General features: G+C 42.7%; 14 protein-coding genes. 6 read left to right on the plus strand and 8 right to left on the minus strand.

Going from position 1 to position 19,686, the window contains the following annotated elements; genetic code table 11:
* Window positions 1–15: 15 nt before the first annotated feature.
* On the minus strand, window positions 16–1,602 hold the full coding sequence (prfC, locus tag NLF92_RS11070; protein WP_254101884.1) for a peptide chain release factor 3: 1,587 nt from the start codon (window positions 1,600–1,602) through the stop codon (window positions 16–18).
* Window positions 1,603–2,009: 407 nt separating this feature from the next.
* Between prfC and NLF92_RS11075 the strand changes: the two genes are divergently transcribed.
* Entirely contained in the window at window positions 2,010–4,652 is a 2,643-nt protein-coding gene (locus tag NLF92_RS11075) for a response regulator (RefSeq protein ID WP_254101886.1), read from the plus strand.
* On the opposite strand, the gene rimI is transcribed toward NLF92_RS11075, so the two are convergent.
* From rimI to NLF92_RS11095, 4 genes are read right to left on the minus strand one after another with little or no spacing between them, the layout of a single operon-like run.
* Window positions 4,644–5,147: a ribosomal protein S18-alanine N-acetyltransferase gene (gene rimI, locus NLF92_RS11080; protein ID WP_254101894.1), complete on the minus strand. Its 504-nt coding sequence runs from the start codon at window positions 5,145–5,147 to the stop codon at window positions 4,644–4,646. The genes NLF92_RS11075 and rimI overlap by 9 nt on opposite strands.
* A 9-nt stretch (window positions 5,148–5,156) precedes the next feature.
* On the minus strand, window positions 5,157–5,582 hold the full coding sequence (locus NLF92_RS11085; RefSeq protein WP_254101896.1) for a hypothetical protein: 426 nt from the start codon (window positions 5,580–5,582) through the stop codon (window positions 5,157–5,159).
* Window positions 5,583–5,612: 30 nt separating this feature from the next.
* The gene (locus NLF92_RS11090; RefSeq protein WP_254101898.1) at window positions 5,613–6,071 is read right to left on the minus strand and encodes an NfeD family protein; all 459 of its coding nucleotides are present in this window, start codon (window positions 6,069–6,071) and stop codon (window positions 5,613–5,615) included.
* Window positions 6,072–6,073: 2 nt separating this feature from the next.
* Complete coding sequence (locus tag NLF92_RS11095; protein ID WP_254101900.1) at window positions 6,074–7,015, minus strand: SPFH domain-containing protein; 942 nt, start codon at window positions 7,013–7,015, stop codon at window positions 6,074–6,076.
* Window positions 7,016–7,340: 325 nt separating this feature from the next.
* Here NLF92_RS11095 and NLF92_RS11100 point away from each other — a divergent pair, with 325 nt between their 5' ends.
* Together NLF92_RS11100 and acuI are read left to right on the plus strand one after the other, a co-directional pair.
* On the plus strand, window positions 7,341–9,227 hold the full coding sequence (locus NLF92_RS11100; protein WP_254101902.1) for a propionyl-CoA synthetase: 1,887 nt from the start codon (window positions 7,341–7,343) through the stop codon (window positions 9,225–9,227).
* A gap of 72 nt (window positions 9,228–9,299) precedes the next feature.
* Entirely contained in the window at window positions 9,300–10,265 is a 966-nt protein-coding gene (gene acuI, locus NLF92_RS11105; protein ID WP_254101904.1) for an acrylyl-CoA reductase (NADPH), read from the plus strand.
* Between the two features lie 29 nt (window positions 10,266–10,294).
* Here the strand turns inward: acuI and NLF92_RS11110 are convergent, their stop codons facing one another.
* Together NLF92_RS11110 and NLF92_RS11115 are read right to left on the minus strand one after the other, a co-directional pair.
* Entirely contained in the window at window positions 10,295–11,740 is a 1,446-nt protein-coding gene (locus tag NLF92_RS11110) for a sensor histidine kinase (RefSeq protein WP_254101906.1), read from the minus strand.
* On the minus strand, window positions 11,737–12,936 hold the full coding sequence (locus tag NLF92_RS11115; RefSeq protein WP_254101907.1) for an FIST signal transduction protein: 1,200 nt from the start codon (window positions 12,934–12,936) through the stop codon (window positions 11,737–11,739). The genes NLF92_RS11110 and NLF92_RS11115 overlap by 4 nt, the downstream gene beginning before the upstream one ends.
* Before the next feature lie 189 nt (window positions 12,937–13,125).
* On the opposite strand from NLF92_RS11115, the gene NLF92_RS11120 reads away from it, so the two are divergent.
* On the plus strand, window positions 13,126–14,547 hold the full coding sequence (locus NLF92_RS11120) for a phosphomannomutase (protein ID WP_254101909.1): 1,422 nt from the start codon (window positions 13,126–13,128) through the stop codon (window positions 14,545–14,547).
* Between the two features lie 25 nt (window positions 14,548–14,572).
* Here the strand turns inward: NLF92_RS11120 and NLF92_RS11125 are convergent, their stop codons facing one another.
* Complete coding sequence (locus NLF92_RS11125; protein ID WP_254101911.1) at window positions 14,573–15,232, minus strand: hypothetical protein; 660 nt, start codon at window positions 15,230–15,232, stop codon at window positions 14,573–14,575.
* A gap of 365 nt (window positions 15,233–15,597) precedes the next feature.
* On the opposite strand from NLF92_RS11125, the gene NLF92_RS11130 reads away from it, so the two are divergent.
* On the plus strand, window positions 15,598–17,865 hold the full coding sequence (locus NLF92_RS11130) for a GAF domain-containing protein (RefSeq protein WP_254101913.1): 2,268 nt from the start codon (window positions 15,598–15,600) through the stop codon (window positions 17,863–17,865).
* The gene (locus tag NLF92_RS11135; protein WP_254101915.1) at window positions 17,858–19,609 is read left to right on the plus strand and encodes a GGDEF/EAL domain-containing response regulator; all 1,752 of its coding nucleotides are present in this window, start codon (window positions 17,858–17,860) and stop codon (window positions 19,607–19,609) included. The genes NLF92_RS11130 and NLF92_RS11135 overlap by 8 nt, the downstream gene beginning before the upstream one ends.
* The last annotated feature ends 77 nt before the right edge of the window (window positions 19,610–19,686 follow it).

The raw sequence follows: 19,686 nt of genomic DNA on the forward strand, positions 1-19,686 counted from the left end.
GTTACTGTTTACGTGTTATTGTTCGCGGGTTGCGGCAAAAGTGATATCTGGGTAACGTTCTTGGGCTAACGATAGGTTCACCATCGTCGGTGCAATGTACGCTAAGTTATCAGCACCGTCCAAGGCCAAATAAGACTGTGTTTTGCGACGGAAATCATCCACATCTTTTTCCGAACCATACACCCAACGCGCTGTCGAGACACCGACAGACTCATACAAAGCATCGACGTTATACTCTGCTTTTAAGCGCGCCACCACGACATCAAACTGCAGCACACCGACTGCGCCCACAATCAGATCATTATTGGTCAGTGGGCGAAATACTTGGACCGCGCCCTCTTCAGCAAGCTGAATCAAACCCTTTTGTAACTGCTTCATTTTCAAAGGGTCTTTGAGACGAATGCGTTTAAATAATTCTGGTGCAAAGTTAGGAATACCAGTGAAACGGAAATCTTCACCTGAAGAAAACGTATCGCCAATCCGAATCGAACCATGGTTATGCAAGCCTATGATATCACCGGCATAAGCCTCTTCTAACAATGAGCGATCACCAGCTAAAAAGGTCAAAGCATCCGATACTCGGACGTCTTTACCGGTGCGAGTATGACGCATTTTCATGCCTTTTTTGTATTTGCCAGACACGATACGACAAAACGCAATACGGTCTCGGTGTTTGGGATCCATATTCGCTTGGATTTTGAACACGAAGCCGGAAAACTTTTCTTCTTCTGCGGTCACTTCACGACCTTCCGTAGCTCGTGATTGAGGTTTTGGCGCCCATTGAGTTAATCCGTCTAACATATGATCTACGCCAAAATTACCCAATGCAGTGCCAAAGAAAACCGGGGTTAACTCACCCGCCATAAACATTTCTTGATCAAACGGGTTCGACGCACCTTGGACTAATTCTAATTCTTCCCGTAATTGTGCCGCCAAATCACTCGTCACAGCGTCATCCAGTTCTGGGTTATCGATGCCTTTGATAATCCGCACGTCTTGGATGGTATGCCCCAGCCCCGTTTGATAGAGATACGTTTCATCATTGGCTAAGTGATATACACCTTTGAATAATTTGCCACAGCCAATCGGCCATGTAATAGGTGCACACATGATATTGAGTTCGGCCTCAACTTCATCCAAAAGTTCGAGAGGGTCACGAATATCACGGTCTAACTTATTCATGAAAGTCACAATCGGCGTATCTCTAAGACGAGTGACCTCCATCAATTTACGCGTACGGTCCTCAACCCCTTTCGCGGCATCGATTACCATCAAACAAGAATCCACAGCGGTCAGAGTACGGTAAGTATCTTCAGAAAAATCTTCGTGTCCAGGAGTGTCTAGCAGGTTGACTAATTTATCACCATATGGAAACTGCATGACGGATGTACTGACTGAGATACCCCGTTCTTTTTCCATGTCCATCCAATCAGATTTGGCATGTTGTCCCGATTTTTTGCCTTTTACGGTACCCGCTTTTTGTAGGGCATTACCAAACAATAGGACCTTTTCAGTAATCGTGGTTTTACCCGCATCAGGGTGAGAAATGATAGCGAATGTTCTTCGTTTGTTGATTTCATTAAGAAAATCGGCGTTTGCCATGTATGTGCATTCCCTTTTTTGTACAACTATTTGTACAAAAAATAAAGTTAACTCTAAGCTCTGATCATCAAGCAGATTGCCACGGCTTACGGCCAGCAAAACCTCCCATCAAAGCATTGAAAAATTTTAACACTATTCTAGCAAAATAACGAAGTACTGTGAACTACCCAGCGACATCACTAGGCTCTGATCACGGGGGCTTCGGCTGTATAGCGCATTAAGACTATTAAGCAGAGTCAGAATCACACGCTATAAGCCTGGAGAATGCTTCAAACGTCTTTCAGTAGCGCCACCAGTTCGTTGTAAAACACCACCATCATAAACAAAAATGGACTAAAAATTATACTTTTGGCTAAAAAGAACCTATATTATAGGAGAAATCATTTTTCTATTTTACAGGATGTAGTATGCCGTTTCAGCTTTCCTTATTTAAACGCCATTCAGCTTTGCACCTGCTGCTGCCTGCCGGTATTTTTGTGACCCTATTCTGGCTACTTTTGTACAACGAGTACAACTCTGTAAACCAAGGTCTCAACGAGAAAAATGTATTAGATGGTACTAACCAAATTCAGTTAGTCACACAATCTCTAAACAAAGAAATGAACGCTGTCAGTAATGAAGTGCAGCGCGTTGCCTACTCCACTCCTTTAACAAATTACCTCACGACGCCAAACACACAAAACAAGGAACAACTAGAGGCTGACTGGCTAGCTTTGGTGAAGTATCGCTCCAACATCCAACAAGTTCGCTATCTAGATAGTACGGGTTTTGAAAAAATTAGAGTATCTCGGGACGCCATAGGTGAACAACCGATGGTTCCGACCCAAATGCAGAACAAAATTGCTAGAGATTATGTGCAATCGTCATTAAATATGATCCCCAATACTTTGGCGATAACTCCCTTCGATTTAAATCAAGAATTTGGCCAAATCCAACAACCCATCATGCCGACTATCCGCTTTATTTATAAACTGGACTATGCTGACTACAAATCAGGTATTTTAGTTATTAACTATTATGCAGAAAGCGTTTTTACCGACATAGCGAAACTGGCGGACAGTCGCTTAAATATTATCAACCACGAAGGTTTCTATCTTAATGGTCAAAACGCATGGAGTTGGTTGCTTGATGGGATAGGATCATTAAAGGAACAAAATCCGCAAAAATGGGCTGAACTACAAAACCTCAAGTCCGGTCAACTAGAACAAAAAAATCAAAGCATTATCACCAAACTTTCGTTTGCTCACCTAGCCCCCAACGCCAAGCCTATTTATTTGAGCTTTGAGCTACCGCTGTATACGTTATCAATCACCCAAATAATGGGAGATATTTGGTTTTGGATAGTGCTTTTTTCCAGCCTCTTATTCTTGTCTATGGTGTTTTATATTTCTAAATCTTTGACCGCTTTACATGCACAAACTTTACGTGCTCAAGCCTCAGAAGAAGCAGCCAAACAAGCATTAGCAGTCAAGAGTACATTCCTAGCTAATATGAGTCATGAGATCCGTACTCCATTGAACGGTATCATGGGCTTTTTCCAGTTACTGGTCAACGAACCACTGTCTGTACGGCAACTACGCTATGCCAAAGAAGGGTTTAATACCACCAAACTTCTGACGCAAATCATTAATGATATTTTGGACTTTAGTAAGTTAGAAGTCCAAAAAATGCAGCTGAATCACACGCGATTCTCTTTGGATGAATTGGTCCGTGAAGTCGGCGTGTTAATGACTGCAAATTTAGAAAACAAACCTTTAGATATTTGGTTTGATATTGATGAAAGTCTCTCAACTCACTTCTTGGGTGATGATGTTCGCTTGAAACAAATTTTGGTCAACTTGACGAATAATGCAATAAAATTTACCCATGAGGGGTTTATTATCATTCGCATTACGCGAATTGCAAATAGTCAAAACAGTAGCACAATTGAATTCTCAATTGCAGACTCAGGTATCGGCTTGAGCGGTGAACAAATTCACCGTATTTTCGACAGTTTTGAACAAGCGGATAAACGTATCTCTAAAGACTTTGGGGGCACCGGATTGGGTTTGAGTATTTCCAAAGGCTTGCTCGAGCTCATGGACAGTGAACTCAAGGTTGTCAGCACGGTCGGCATCGGTTCTACCTTTTCCTTTGAAGTCAAATTGAAACATGCCGGTGATGCAGATACGCGCAGAGATCGTTTTGTTGCATTATCTGACAGTATCCCCGATATGAAAAACCTGCACTTTTTGCTGGTCTGTCAAAGTGGAATTGGCGCTGAATTTTTGGAGCGTATGTGTCATCAATTCTCATGGTCGACCGTCACCTCGAGCGCACCGTCAGATGCAGCAAAGGCTATGTTCAACAGCTTTGACTCCAAACCATTTGATATCGTTATGATTGATAAAAAGCTTGCGGCAATGAATGATTGGGCATTGGTCAAGCATCTTAAGCAACTCTGTGAAAACCATAATATGCCATTGTTTTTCATGGTCGTTACACTCAACACTGAGTTGAATGACGCATATGAAAAACAAGAATTACTCTTGTTAGATGGACATTTTATTAAACCTATCACCCCTTCGACGTTATTCGATACGATTAGTCGTGTCATGAGAAAGGTTAAACTAGAAGATATGCCTGTTTTACCAAAAACATTTAAAGCTGATTTGAGTGGCTTACATATTTTGTTGGTGGAAGATAACTTCATCAACCAGGAAGTCGTGGTCAATATGATGCAGCAATTAAATGCGATTGTGACGGTTCTGGATAATGGCCAACAAGCCGTTGATGAGTTATCTAAAGGGGATTGCAAATATGATCTTATTCTTATGGACATGCAAATGCCTGTTATGGATGGGGTTAGTGCAACCAAACTGATCCGTGATATTCCTTACTGCAGTAAAATTCCGATCATTGCATTAACTGCTAATGCTCAAGAATCAGATAAGCAAACGTGTTTACAAGCAGGCATGGATGACCATTTGGCGAAACCATTTGACCAGGTACAACTATCTACAATCATTACTGAATATGCCGTTATGTCGCATAATAAAGAGTCAAAGTAAGCTAAGTTTGAGTACCAAACCGTCTTCTCTGGCTCTACCTATGGAGCCAGACGACGCGTCAGGGTAATAACCTTTGCGTACTTGCACTTGGACAAAGCCGTGTTTTTTATACAAATGAATAGCGGATGCATTACTGGCTCTTACCTCCAACCAAATCTCAGCTGCTTTAGCATGCTTTGCTTGTGCGATTAAATAAGTGAGCAAATAATCCCCTAAACCTCGCCCTTGACTGTGCGTAGCAATCACAATTTCCATCAAGGTGAGTTCTTTATGATCCGCAATATCGGTTTCTAAAGTGATGTAAAACCCTTGCAAGACAGCGCCGACATAAATGCCAATAGCCGAATATGGGTGCGCTAGACAACTCGTAAATGTCGCTTCACTCCAAGGGTGTGGTTGGGCATTCACCATAATTGAATAAGCCAAGGCACGATCTTGGGTGCCCAAATAACGGATCTTGATGTTGTCTCTTGTGTAGTTTGTGGGAGCTTCCATGTGGAGTGCTTATTTAGACAGCTTAGCGAGGTGTGCTTGTAACAATGCCCAAACACGTTTTTTGTGAGTCGCATTGACTTCAATCGGTAAACCTATACCGCGTTCATCCAAAACAACATCCTCATGGACAAACACTGTCATTGCAGAATGAGTATCGGCTAAAAATAATTGTAGATCAGCCGTCATTGTCAACAAAGGATGTGGCGTGAGCACCTTGTTTTCAGTGACGGCTACCGAGGATTTGTCTACTTGAATATGGCCAAGCTTTTGGTCGGAGGCTTTATCAGGTCTTAGTTCTGGAGCGAATTCTGGAGCGAGTTCAGACGTTCGCTCAGCTCGTGAGACAAACAAGGTAATCTCCATAGCCGTCAAGATAGCTTTTTGATAAGCACTTAATTCCGGAAACGCCATAGATGGTTCTGTCTGTTCGCTCACAATATTACCTCACAATTACCTCACAATTTTTTAGGATTGTAACATCTTGACCGTCCAAGTGCCTACATCAACTTGGGTAACAACGACTTTCGTCTTCGCAGGGATGTCCTCATTTGCCACTAATTGCCATTGGATCCCAGAGTATTGGTGCTGCACGACTTTACCGGGTCCCACATCATCAGACAGAATAAACACCAACCCGACTAAATCCGATGTGACAGGTTTATCCTCTTGTTGATTTTGCAAGTTTTTAAATGTTTTCCAAAGTGTAATACTCAACAATACCGTCAATATAGCCACACTAAACAGGGCATTTAAAATACTCGGCTCAACCAACCCCATAAACACAAAAATACTGGTGAGGATAAAACTAGCACCGATCATAAACAAAATAATGGTGGAAAAACTCAATACCGTTACTTCGACAATTAATAAGAGTAACCCAACAATAAAAAGGGTTTCAGCCATATTAGCAAAGAGCCAATTCATGATCATTTCCCTGCATTTAATTTGTTAATAATAGTGGTAGCTTGAGCGACAATAGAAGAAGCATCTAGGGTCGAATCCGGCAGTAAAACCACAGATGATTCTTTGGCGATAGCTTGTTTAGCCTCAATCGCTTTAGTCGCTAGGTCCAACTGAATTGCTTTTTGACCTTCGGTGGTATTGGCTTGCTCACCTACCAGTTTTAAGGCTTCTGCCTGAGCTTCAGCAACCGCTATAATCGCTTTGGCTTCACCTTCAGCTTTCAAAATTTGTTCAGCTCTATCTGCTTCAGCGGATAAAACAACGGATTGTTTTTCACCTTCAGCGCGGTTTATTGCAGCTTGGCGGTCACCCTCCGACTCTAAAATCTGAGCACGTTTGACACGTTCCGCTTTCATCTGTGCTTCCATAGCTTCCATCACTGATGAAGGAGGTGTGATATCTTTAATCTCATAACGTAATACTTGAATCCCCCAAGGCGCTGAGGCTTGGTTTATCGATGCAACAATATTGGCATTGAGCATGTCACGTTCTTCAAACGTTTTATCGAGTTCCATTTTACCAATTTCGCTCCGCATTGTGGTTTGTGCGAGTTGGGTCACAGCAAATACATAATCTTCTACGCCATAAGTGGCTTTTTTCGGATCCAAGACGCGAAAATACAGGACGCCATCAACGGATAAACTAATATTGTCTTTGGTAATGGCAGACTGCTCAGGTACATCTACCGCTTGCTCTTTTAAACTGCGATCAGCTGCAACTAAATCAATGAACGGGAACAAAAAGTTTAGGCCAGCTTCTCGCGTGGATTGATATTTACCAAAACGCTCAATAATAAAGGCGCGGTTCTGTGGCACAAATTTAATTGAAAATTTCAGCAACAAAATCACTAAAATAATCAAGAAAAAAGGAATACTGAATAAAATTTCAAAAATTTCTGCTGGCATGACGGTTCCTTGTAACAATATAAGGTGCAAATAACACTGCACTCGGCTAGCTGTCTCTTCACAACAGTCACTAAGATACTTATGATCTTAGCACACACCTAGTACATATTACTCGAGTATAAATTTAATCACTTAATTATCAATCCTTTTGCTAGAGCAAAGTGTAAGCACTTATTGCCAAAGGTAATTCTTGCTTCAAATAGTTTAGAAAAACAGACATTACTGCCTAGCCATTAGTCGTAAAACTATAGCCATTTGGGGGGATTTTAACGTATAACATGCAACATACTTATTACAATTAATTTACCTCCGGAGTCCCCTACACATGACTTACCAAGATGAATACGGCATGTCCGTTAATCAACCTGAATCTTTTTGGCAAGAAAAAGCTGCTGCACTGCCCTGGTTTACCCAACCTAAACACATCTTAAGCAAAGACGAAAACGGGATGGACCGTTGGTTTGCGGACGGTGAAATGAATACCTGTTACATGGCAGTGGATTATCATGTTGAGCAAGGGCGAGGCGCACAAGCTGCGTTAATTTATGACTCACCAGTATCTGACACAAAATACACTGTCAGCTATGCCGAACTACAAGAAAAAGTCGCCATTTTTGCTGGTGCTTTGCAGGACAAAGGCGTCACCAAAGGCGACCGTGTTGTTATCTATATGCCCATGATTACAGAAGCTGTAGTCGCCATGCTTGCCGTCGCTCGATTAGGCGCTATCCACTCAGTGGTATTTGGTGGCTTTGCCCCCAATGAACTAGCGGTGCGTATCGACGATGCTCAGCCCAAAGTGATCGTAACCGCTTCATGTGGCATTGAAATTCAAAAAATCATTCCATATAAACCTTTGATTAATGAGGCGATTGAGTTAGCAGAACACAAACCAGACAGTGTAATTGTCCTGCAACGCCCACAAGTCGTCGCTGAATTAGACCGCGCCCATGATGCAGATTGGACTGCGTGTGTTGCCGCAGCAAAACCCGTCGCACCAGTACCGGTAAAAGGCACTGATCCACTTTATATTTTGTATACTTCAGGGACCACCGGCACGCCCAAAGGCGTAGTTAGAGACAATGGTGGACATGCGGTAGCCTTGCATTATTCGATGAAAGCGATTTATGACGTGGATGTCGGTGACGTGTATTGGGCGGCATCTGATGTTGGCTGGGTAGTGGGTCATTCATATATTGTGTACGGCCCTTTATTAAAAGGTTGTACGACGGTGGTTTATGAGGGTAAGCCAGTCAGAACACCTGATGCAGGTGGTTTTTGGCGGATGTGCGAAGAGTATAAAATTACTACTTTATTTGCTGCGCCGACTGCCTTTCGTGCGATTAAAAAAGAAGATCCTAACGGGGAACTCATTGGCCAATATGATCTCAGTCACCTGCGCAATATCTTCATGGCGGGTGAACGTTTAGATCCACCTACTTACGAGTGGACTGTTGCAAAAACAGGTAAGCCGGTCATCGATCATTGGTGGCAGACCGAAACGGGTTGGGCTATCTGTGGTAATTTATTAGGTGTGGAAACCAAAGCCCCTAAACCGGGGTCAGCAACCGTCCCTACCCCTGGTTTCAATGTTGTTATTTTAGACGATGATGGCAATGCATTACCGGCGAATACCCAAGGTTCGATTGCTATCAAACTGCCGCTCCCACCAAGTTGTTTACCGTCTATCTGGAATAATTTCCCACGTTTCCAAGAGAGCTATCTTAGTGAATTCCCTGGGTACTACTGCTCTGGTGATGGTGGCTACATTGATGACGATGGGTATGTTTTTATCATGGGACGAACCGATGATGTCATCAATATTGCTGGTCACCGCTTGAGTACTGGTGAAATGGAAGAGGTTGTGGCCGATCATAACGCTGTGGCTGAATGTACCGTGATTGGCGTTAAAGACGAACTGAAAGGGCAACTCCCCGTCGGTCTGGTGATTTTAAAAGATGGTGTCGAGATTGACGAAGCAACACTCTTTGCTGAGCTAAAGGCGATGATGGTGAAGCAGATTGGTCCTATCGCATGTTTTAAAGAGGCCTTAATTGTCGGCCGCTTACCGAAAACCCGTTCTGGTAAAATTTTGCGAAAAATATTGCGTCAGATGGCAGATAACCAACCTTATGTGGTACCTTCTACTATTGATGACCCAGCCAGCTTGGATGAAATAAAAGACATCATGCAAAGCAAGGGCTTAATCTAAATAAAGCGGCTTATTGGGTCTTCTTTGACACCAATAAACGGTACTTAATGACAGAACGAAAGGAATAATAATATGCGCGCGTTGGTATTACGTGAAGACAAACAAGTAGCACTTGAAACGTTAGATCCTGCATTACTCCCTGAAGGTGATGTAACGGTAAAGGTAACTTATTCTACCCTAAACTATAAAGATGCCTTGGCTTTAACAGCATCCGCACCGATTGCCAAATCTTACCCAATGGTGCCAGGCATCGATTTTGTGGGAGAAGTCACAGACTCTCAGTCAGCTGATTTTGCGGTGGGTGATACGGTTGTGTTAAATGGTTGGGGAGTCGGTGAAAAACACTTTGGCGGTCTAGCGGAACAAGCACGAGTGAAAGCCAAATGGTTAATTAAATTACCAGCAGGCTTGAGTGCAGAACAATCTATGAGTATCGGTACCGCAGGCTATACCGCTATGCTGTGTTGTAATGCCTTAAAAGATGCAGGCGTGACGCCTGATGCAGGTAAAATTATTGTATCTGGTGCGACGGGCGGGGTTGGCTCTATTGCTGTGGCGATTTTAGCTAAACGCGGTTACGACGTCACCGCGCTAAGTGGCAAGCCAGACCAAGCGGATTACCTCAAAGCCCTAGGTGCAAATGAGATTATGGACCGCTCTGTCTATGCCGAAAAAGGCCGCCCGTTGGGCAAACAAGACTGGGCCGGTGCAGTTGATGTAGTGGGCAGTCATACACTGGCCAACATCATTGCGAATACCCAATATGGTGGTGTGGTAACAGCTTGTGGTTTAGCTCAAGGGATGGATTTGCCCGCTTCTGTGGCGCCATTTATTTTGCGGAACGTTAGCTTGTTGGGGATAGATTCTGTGTACTGCCCACAAGACAAACGTCAACGTGCTTGGGATGACCTCGCCAACGAAATTGACCCTAGTGTTTTTGCCCAACTCACTCATACGATAGGCTTGGATGAGTGTATTGCTGCGGCTAAAAACATGATGGCCGGAACGGTCACTGGACGCTACCTCGTTAAGCTGTAAATCTCGTTAAGCTGAAAATACAGCTTCACTCAAGATGTGAAAGGTATCGGGAAGGTGACGGTAAATTCAGTGCCAACATTGAGTTCACTGGTTACAGAAATCTCTCCACCCAAGGCTTGTACCAATGTGTATGTGATATACAAGCCTAAACCGGTACCTTCTCCGATGGGTTTCGTCGTAAAAAACGGTTCAAAAATACTGTCGAGTTTATCTACAGCTATACCACAACCATTATCTCGAATTGCAACAAAAGCATGCTGCTCAGTTACACCTGCGGTATGGCATTCAGAATCTGGATGTAACTGTTGTATTTCAGGAGCATCAAGATGTCCGGTGGTGATCTGGAGTTGAGCCGAGCTATCCATGGCTTGTAAAGCGTTGACCATCAGGTTCACCAAAACTTGATTGACCTTACCAGCACTCCCTTTCAGTTTGGGAAGTTTTTGTAAATTTTGCGTAATACTGACCGTATTTTTAACTTTCGATTTTAGTAATCTTAAAGAGTCTGCAACACACTGATTCAAATCAAACACTGCTGCTTCGTCCTGATCGTTATCTTGGGTGAAGGCTTGTAAACTTTTCACAATATCACAGACCCGCTCGATCCCTTCTTTGGAGTCTTCACTGATCTCTTGAAGATCTTCCATAAGCATTTCGATATCGTATTCATTGAATAGTGCTTCTATTTGTAGCAATTTTTCTTCGCTGGGTAATTCTGATTTCAATACGCAGTGCGTCTTAGCAAAAAATTTAGCCAACGATGGCATATATCCAGATAAGGCATCAAAATTTGAATTCACAAATGCCAAAGGATTATTTATTTCATGGGCCACACCTGCGGCAAGTAAGCCCAACGAGGCCATTTTTTCAGATTGCACCATGGATAATTCGACTTGTTCGCGTTCTTTTTTGAGTTTTTGTGATTGTAAGGCTTCTAACTTTGCTTGAACTGACATCAAAGTCTGTTCCGTAAACTCCCTATAACGCTCGGCTGTCGCAACGTGCATTTGGGTATAAAAACCAATTTCAGTGGCACAAAACACGATGATAGACGTTTTATTATTGTCTATGAAAGGGCAATACAACACAGCCGCCGTTGTTTCAGTTAAGTGTTCTAGTGTTTGCCAGGCTGGTTGTATACGCGCATTAAAAACAGCGGTAGGCGTACCCAGTAAAGTCCGTTTAAGAACATCATCAACAGCCCATTTTGTATCCAAAAAGCGGGAGTCTGTAGCAGTTTTACAGACCATAAAACCAGGTGTTTCATGCGCTAATATAAAACAGGTTTGATACGGTATCAGCGAAGCGAATACATCAAACATATTCTGATACAAGGCTTCTGGTGTTTGTGCACTTAATATATCCCGCATGCCAGAAAGCAACATATCACTTTCTTTGCGCAGCGCTTCAGCTTGCTCTTTTAAACGCAGGATTAAGGCAAAATTTTCTCTTAAAACTTCTGTTTCATTATTCATTGGCTAAATGCTACCGCTGAAATCATTAAATTCCCATGTCGATTTTTACCATCAAAGAAACACCCTTGCTCACCAAACGTGTAAGCAGCCACTACAGGTATAGAACCAATCTGTTCGAGTACAGCTTGTTGCATTGCAGCGACATCATCGCCAATCGTCAAGCGACAACCCGCACAGTAAATCATTAGTATCCCAACTGGTTTTCTGCCTTCTGGTAAAACGTCTAAGGCGTTTTGTGCTACTACCGCAGCGCGTTTTACCAAACCTTCGATGCTCCCTTTCATCAAGACAAATTCTTGATTTTCGGCAACGGTAGAAAACAGACACAGTTCACCCTCGGCTGTGACCGAGTCTGGGTGGGATAGTAAGTACTCGGTGATCCCCATCTTACTGTCAATAGGACGCCCCAAAGGATGGAGTGTCGTATTACCCAAAACCACACCGCCCGTCAACGCTTCGCTAATACTCCCACAAGTATGGGCATTATATTCATGTGCCGCGTTTTGACCATTGAGTAGGCCAATCTTACGAGCTGAGCAATTTTGTGCGACTAAGTTAACCTCTGTTGGCTCATAGCCAGAACTATAACTATATCCCAAGGCAGAACTAGGGTGCATGACAAGGACCAAAACGAGGTCTTGGGCCACCACATCACAAGTGGCTTGAAACCAATTTCCAGAAACATCATTATCCGCGGAGCTACCACCAAATACCGGTACATTTGGGCCAATAATTTGGCTAAAACCAGCAATTAATGCTTCTTCTTGTCCAGGCGGCATAACCGTCCACACTAACGAAGGAGCGTCGTAGGGCCGACCAGAATTAGAGACTGCCATTTGCATTGCTTTTTGGGCGGCTATGTCAGGTGATGCAGGGTTGACTTTCGCATATCCTACTCCGTAATGACCAAGCGGATCTATGATGCCAAATACGCTCAAGTTTGCTGTAGGGTGTTGCCCTGTTGGAGTGATAGCAAACGCCCCTTGACAAGAACTAGCCATGATCACTGGGCAAGTGAAAGCCTCTGTTAGCGCTGAATGAATCAAATGTACATCATGATCAACATTAAAATAAACTACGAGGATATTAAACTGCTCAGAGTCATATTGCGCAGAACCTTTGCGTAAGGTTGCAATGACGTCCTGGCACAACTGATGAGTGTCGTTATGGTTAGAAAACGCAGTGATAATATTCATGTGATATCCATATTATTGATGGCATTAAGCCGAGTCCTAAGGACGGATTACAATACCAAAATTTTTTTCCATATAATATATCGACCAGCCCCTAATATTCTTTGAAGAAAGCGGTAGTGGAACTTGTGCTTATTTTTATGTCCGTTACAATAAGGGTTCTTTTTGTTTACCTCTTTTCAAGGAAGAATGATGACAACGTGCAGTTCTGTCATTGCCAATAGTGGCGTTAAATTTGGCACTTCAGGTGCTCGTGGTTTAGTGAGTGATTTTACCCCTCTTACTTGCCAAGCATTTACCCTCGCTTTTTTGCATGCCATGCAAGCAAACTTTGAATTCAAAACTGTAGCTGTCGGTATTGATAACCGTCCCAGCTCTCCAGAAATGGCCCAATCCATTATAACTACTTTGGAAGCCATGGGATTTGCGGTCGCTTATTACGGTGTTTTACCGACGCCTGCACTAGCGTTCAGTGCAATGCAACAGAATATCCCATGCATCATGGTGACAGGTTCACACATTCCTTTTGATCGTAACGGTTTAAAATTTTATACCCCAGAGGGTGAAATTAGCAAAGCGGATGAAAAAGCTATTTTATCTGCGCCTATCCCTGTGAAGGAGTTACCATTAACCCCATTGCCTGTGGTGAATAGCGCAGCAATTGAAACGTATACCCAACGTATCACTGAGCTTTTCCCTGCAACTATTTTTGCTGGCAAAAAAATCGGTATTTATGAGCACTCTAGTGCTGGGCGTGATATTTACGCTGCGATTTTTACAGAATTAGGTGCAGAAGTCGTTGCACTAGAACGCTCTGATGAATTCGTACCAATTGATACAGAAGCCGTGAGCGATGCTGATCAAGCAAAAGCGCTCGCGTGGTCTGAGCAATATGGTTTCGATATGATTTTTTCCACAGATGGAGATGGAGACCGTCCACTGATCAGTGATGAACATGGTCAATGGCTTCGCGGTGATATTGTCGGTTTAATCAGCGCGCAATTTTTAGGGTTAGAGGCCCTTGCAGTGCCGGTAAGTTGTAATACTGCGATTGAAAAGACCCAGCGCTTTGCCAAAGTAGAGCGCACTCGGATTGGTTCGCCTTATGTGATCGCTGAATTTCTTGATTTAGCCAAAGATCATAATAGTGTCGGCGGCTTTGAAGCTAACGGTGGTTTTTTGTTAGGCTCTAGTGTTCAGTACAACGCCAAGCATATTGCTGCTCTGCCTACCAGAGATGCATTGTTACCTGGCATTTTGGTCCTAGCGGCTGCACTTGCAGAAAACGCAAGTATCAGTCAAATCGTTGCAGCTCTGCCACAACGGTTTACTGAAAGTGACCGTATCAAAGCATTTGCCACTGAACAAAGCCAAGCTATCTTGGCTCGATTAACCAATGACAGCACAGAACTACTCAATGCTATGTCGTTGCGTGATGAAGTTGTGGATACCAACACCGTTGACGGTCTACGTTTGACACTTACCAATGGGGACATTGTACATTTACGCCCCAGTGGTAATGCTCCGGAATTGCGTTGTTATGCCGAGAGCAATACCAGTGCCCAGGCCAAGAAGCTAGTCGTTGCAGCGCTAGAGGCTATCCAAACTTTGTAAGAGTGAAGGACTCAATGATTGCCAACTACTGATCTAAAGCCGCTTTAATGCGTGCTTTTTCGGCGGCTGACAAATCAGCAGTTTGTACGAGTTTGATAATAATATCTGCCATATCTGTACTGAGTTTTTGTTCTGCATGAGTCTCTTTGGTATGTGTTCCATCAGCGGTCACGATCATGACTTTTTTGGCTACTACTTGCCCCGGCTCAGTGCGCTCCATTTCCACTTCAATAGTTTCTTCTGTTGCATCGCCTTTAGTTACCCACACTTTGACATCTTCGTTCTTCGCTGTATTTTTTTCCACAACAAACACCTTGGTTTCTGCAGAGGTATTGTCAACTTCGGTTTCAGATTCTACAAATGGCATCACATAAGTATCAGTATCCATTAGCATCATGTTGTCATCATTGACTGATTTGGTCGTTTGGATAACTTTTACTATGCGTTTTTCTACATTTTCTTGAGGGCTCTCAGAACGCTCTACAACCCGGACCTCTACCTCCTCATTTTGCTTATCATCTAAATCCCCAGCCATAAACATAAAGTGCTCATCACTCGTCGCACTTCGCTTTTTAGGTTGTTCGGTAGCAGTGGCAGATTCAGTCGTACCAGAAAAGAGTGTATCGGTACTCACGCAGCCACTAAGGGCAACGCATAAAGAGACTAACAGTATTTTTTTCATCATTAAGTTCCCATTAAATACATTGATTAATCAATACTATAGAGGATAAAGCTCAATAAAAAAATCTATTAAAGTGTTTTTTTATTAAATCAAACACTAAAAATATGCATTAAACAAAAGTATAGAACTATCCACTAGCGCTGGCAGAACTGCGCTTAAGCACTATCTTTATTGATGTCCCTTTTAACATCATAACAATAGAGAAGTAGTTGCAGTATGGATATGATATTTACGCCAGGAGTTGGCTCGTCACGCCTATTAAAAAACAAAACAAAATATACCGCTAAGCGCATAACAAAATTCGCACTAGCACACAATCAAACAGCCTTTGAACACAGTGTTCAAATGACCAAGCAGGGAGCATACTCATGTTAGAACCTGCTATCCCACAAAATGAATCGCGTCGTTTAGCGTTACTCAGAGAACTGAAGATTTTGGATTCTGAGAAAAGTCGCTCCTTTGATAATATTACCCAGTTAGTTAGTCAACTATTAGATGTCCCAATCGTCGCCGTGAGCTTGGTGGATGTGGACCGTCAATGGTTTAAATCAACGGTGGGTTTGGATGTGTGTGAAACAGGACGAGATGTCTCTTTTTGTGGACATGTGGTGTTTCATGAAAACATTATGCATGTACCCGACACACACTTAGACCCACGTTTTACCGACAATCCTTTGGTGACCGATAGTCCTTTTATTCGCAGTTATATCGGTATTCCATTGCGTCCAGGTGGCACTGAGGTAGTAGGTACGCTCTGCGCGATAGATACCCGTGTCAGAGAATACAGCAAACAACAAATTCAACAGTTGCGTATGCTTGCTGAACAGACCGAAAGTTTGTTACAGCTAAATAGAGTTCAGAACCAATCCATCAAACTCAATGACAAACTGAACCAAGAAAAGCGTAACCTGCTGCGTGATAGAGCTTTATTAAGTAATCTCCACAAGGGAATTTCAGATTTTGACGCCTTAGTCTCTGGCAATTTACTGTGGGATTTTTTGCAGCAATCGTTAAAAGAACTGACTAATAGTGAATATGCCTTTATCGGTGAAAAGATTGTTGATAATGACGAAGCTCGCCTAAAACTGTTATCGATTACGGATATGTCATGGGATGAAAATTCGCGGGTAATGTATGAGGACTTTATCAGTGGAAGAGCCACTTTAGGGAGTGCTAATAGCTTAATCGGTCAAGTCTTTACCAAAGGCGAGACGGTGTTGATGAATAATATTGATTTAACCGCACCTCAGCGCAGATTCCCCAAAGGACACCCCAAATTACATAATTACCTGGGGATCCCCATCAGTGATGGCAAAGAAGTGTTAGGGATGATAGCTATCGCAAATTGTAAACATGGTGTAGATGAAGCGCTCGAACAGTGGTTACAGCCTTTTATTGCTTCCTGTGTCTTAATTATTCGGCTGCATCGTATGATCGAATCATCTGAAAAATTTAATATTGAACTGCAGCAAGCAAAAGATCTGATGGAAAGTGCGAACAAGGCGAAGACGGAGTTTTTATCCTCCATGAGCCACGAGTTACGCACACCATTAAACTCTATCATTGGGTTTTCACAATTATTGCTAACTCAGAAAAAGCATCCTTTGTCGGAAAAACACGTCCGCCAAATTGACCAAATTCACAATAGTGGTAAGCATTTATTAAATTTAATCAATGAAGTCCTCGATTTATCCAAGATTGAAGCCGGCAAGCTGTCTTTATCCATCGAACCGACAGATATCAATACGGTGCTAGAAGAGTCTTTAGTGACCATCGAACCCTTGGCGAGTCCTGCACACATTAGCATTGAAAATAATGTGACCAATGAACTTGTGATCTTGGCCGATTACACGCGTGTGAAGCAAGTCCTGATTAATATTTTAAGTAACGCTGTGAAATATAATCGTCCCAATGGCAGTGTATTGATCAGTGTTGATGTTGAAGATATTTCCGCGGCAATATCCATCAAAGATACGGGTAAAGGCATTAAGCCCGAGGATATGCCTTACCTATTTGAACCGTTTAATCGTTTAGGGGCTGAAAACAGTGGCATTGAAGGTACCGGTGTAGGGCTTGCACTCACCCATAAACTCATTGAAGCGATGAATGGGAGTATCAGGGTAGATAGCGGCCCAACGGGCTCTTGTTTTACTGTTCTGTTTCCACTTTCAGAGCAAAGTATACAAAGTGCGATTGATATTGCGGATCTCGGAGAGTTCAAAAATCATAAAATTGATACGAGTTTACAGAAAAAGAGTGTGTTGTATGTTGAGGATAACCCTGCCAACCAAGAATTAATGCAAGATATTTTTGAAGATCTAGACGCACTCCAACTGACGTGTGTCGGTGACGCCCTGATTGGTTTTGAAATAGCGAAAACAACACAACCCAATTTAATCATTCTAGATATCAACCTTCCTGATATTAATGGATTTGAGTTATTAGACATGTTGCAGAACCAACCTGAGACAAAAGCATGTCCTATTATCGCCTTGTCTGCCAATGCGATGCCAACAGATGTTGCACGAGGCCAAGCGGCAGGGTTTGAACATTACCTTGTCAAGCCAGTCGATATTCCCAATTTGCTCAGTGTCATTGAAAGCTACTTCCCTAACTTTGGAGAAGCCAATGACTAATTCTATAGATGCTGTAAATAAAGTAGAGTCGGCCCATATTCTGATTGTGGATGACTTACTAGCCAACGTACAACTCGTTGCCGATATTTTAGATGACGAAGGGTATCAAAATATCGCGACGTTGACCGATCCTCGTAAGGTATTAAAGTATTGCCAGCAACATAACCCGGATATGATTTTGCTCGATATTAGAATGCCTCACTTATCGGGTCTAGACGTGTTGGCGTTGTTACAAGAACACTATCAAGACGCATTGCCATTTATCATCGTTTTGACTGCTGAAAATGATGCTAGCGCTAAAACCAGAGCACTGGATATGGGCGCCATTGACTATTTGTTAAAGCCGTTTGATCAAGTAGAGTTGGTTAGCAAAGTCAGTAACTTATTGGTCCATGGGATACAAATCAAAGAAAAAACCGCGCACAACAAAGAGCTCGTTCGATTGTTAACGAATTCTATCGATGAACTCTCTGAGATGTCGATACAAGATCCCATTTCTGAATTACCCAACCGTTTTGCTATTTCTTTGCATATAAAAGAACAGTATCGCCAACAAAATCCGCTCAGTGCGATCCTCATCAGTATTGATGGCATGGAAGATATTGAAAATATTCATGGGCACAACATTACCGAGATTTTATTTAAACAAGTGATTGATATCTGTAGTGTGACTTCAGCGTTAAAAAATCCTTTTTTAGGGTGCTGGTCTGGGTATCAATTAATGCTGTTGTCGCGCACCCACGACTTGCATGCGGTACAAAATTACTTGCACAATATCAATGAATTACTCAACGGCACCTTTGCAGTTGAAGATATGTTGCTACGAGTCAAAGTCCGCATGGGAGCGTGTTTAAACTCTAGTGTATTGAAAAATGAATCAGAGCTGCTACATCGGTGCATTATTGCCTTACCGAAAAAAACAGACAAAGAAAAAATATGTTTATACAGCCAAGAGTTAGCGATGCAAATCCAACGTGAAAACCACATAAAACAAGCTTTGGTAAACGCCATTATTAAGAATGAATTTGAGCTGGTTTACCAACCCAAAATTGACCTGGCGACCAATAAAATTACGGGCGCTGAAGCCTTGATCCGCTGGCACAGCCCTACTTTAGGCTTTGTCATGCCCAATGAGTTTATCAGTATTGCAGAGCATACTGGAGATATTTTGCCTTTGGGTACCTGGATCATTAAACGTGCTTTGCACGATCTCGAAGTGTTTTTGCAGCACCCTAAGGTGGATGACCATTTTTGTTTAGCGATTAACTTATCCGTCACACAAATATTGGAGAAAGACTTCACCGGGATCTTCTTAGATTTGGTTGATCAAAGCAGTATAGATCCCCAAAATATTCAAGTTGAAGTCACTGAAAGCCTCATGATTGAAGATACTCAGTGGATCCACAACCAATTAAATATATTGCGTCAAGCTGGAATTTCAGTCGCTTTAGATGACTTTGGGACCGGTTACTCATCATTGAGTTATTTACGCGAACTCCCCATCGATGTTTTGAAGATTGACCGCAGTTTTATTCGCGATATCACTCAGAACCAAGAAGCCAATATGCTGGTCAAAGCCATCATCCATCTAGCACAAATTTTTAGACTTAAAATTGTTGCCGAAGGCATTGAAGAACGTGTCCAAGCAGAAGTATTGAACGATATGGGTTGTGATGAAGCCCAAGGCTATTTCTTCGCAAAACCCCTGTCTTTTAATGACTTTGAGTTGCGCTTAGCAAGCTAGTTTTACAAGGTCATTCACCTTAGTGAACTACCCCGCGACAGAGCAAGTCTGATCACGGGGCTTCGGCTGTAAAGCTT

Source organism: Opacimonas viscosa (assembly GCF_024199005.1).
Taxonomy (GTDB): domain Bacteria; phylum Pseudomonadota; class Gammaproteobacteria; order Enterobacterales; family Alteromonadaceae; genus Opacimonas; species Opacimonas viscosa.

Coding starts and splice junctions, on each gene's coding strand:
- NLF92_RS11090 (WP_254101898.1), bottom strand. CDS start 6,071: ATGAATTGGCTCTTTGCTAATATGGCTGAAACCCTTTTTATTGTTGGG.
- NLF92_RS11130 (WP_254101913.1), top strand. CDS start 15,598: ATGTTAGAACCTGCTATCCCACAAAATGAATCGCGTCGTTTAGCGTTA.
- NLF92_RS11095 (WP_254101900.1), bottom strand. CDS start 7,015: ATGCCAGCAGAAATTTTTGAAATTTTATTCAGTATTCCTTTTTTCTTG.
- acuI (WP_254101904.1), top strand. CDS start 9,300: ATGCGCGCGTTGGTATTACGTGAAGACAAACAAGTAGCACTTGAAACG.
- NLF92_RS11135 (WP_254101915.1), top strand. CDS start 17,858: ATGACTAATTCTATAGATGCTGTAAATAAAGTAGAGTCGGCCCATATT.
- NLF92_RS11110 (WP_254101906.1), bottom strand. CDS start 11,740: ATGAATAATGAAACAGAAGTTTTAAGAGAAAATTTTGCCTTAATCCTG.
- NLF92_RS11115 (WP_254101907.1), bottom strand. CDS start 12,936: ATGAATATTATCACTGCGTTTTCTAACCATAACGACACTCATCAGTTG.
- prfC (WP_254101884.1), bottom strand. CDS start 1,602: ATGGCAAACGCCGATTTTCTTAATGAAATCAACAAACGAAGAACATTC.
- NLF92_RS11120 (WP_254101909.1), top strand. CDS start 13,126: ATGACAACGTGCAGTTCTGTCATTGCCAATAGTGGCGTTAAATTTGGC.
- rimI (WP_254101894.1), bottom strand. CDS start 5,147: ATGGAAGCTCCCACAAACTACACAAGAGACAACATCAAGATCCGTTAT.
- NLF92_RS11100 (WP_254101902.1), top strand. CDS start 7,341: ATGACTTACCAAGATGAATACGGCATGTCCGTTAATCAACCTGAATCT.
- NLF92_RS11125 (WP_254101911.1), bottom strand. CDS start 15,232: ATGATGAAAAAAATACTGTTAGTCTCTTTATGCGTTGCCCTTAGTGGC.
- NLF92_RS11075 (WP_254101886.1), top strand. CDS start 2,010: ATGCCGTTTCAGCTTTCCTTATTTAAACGCCATTCAGCTTTGCACCTG.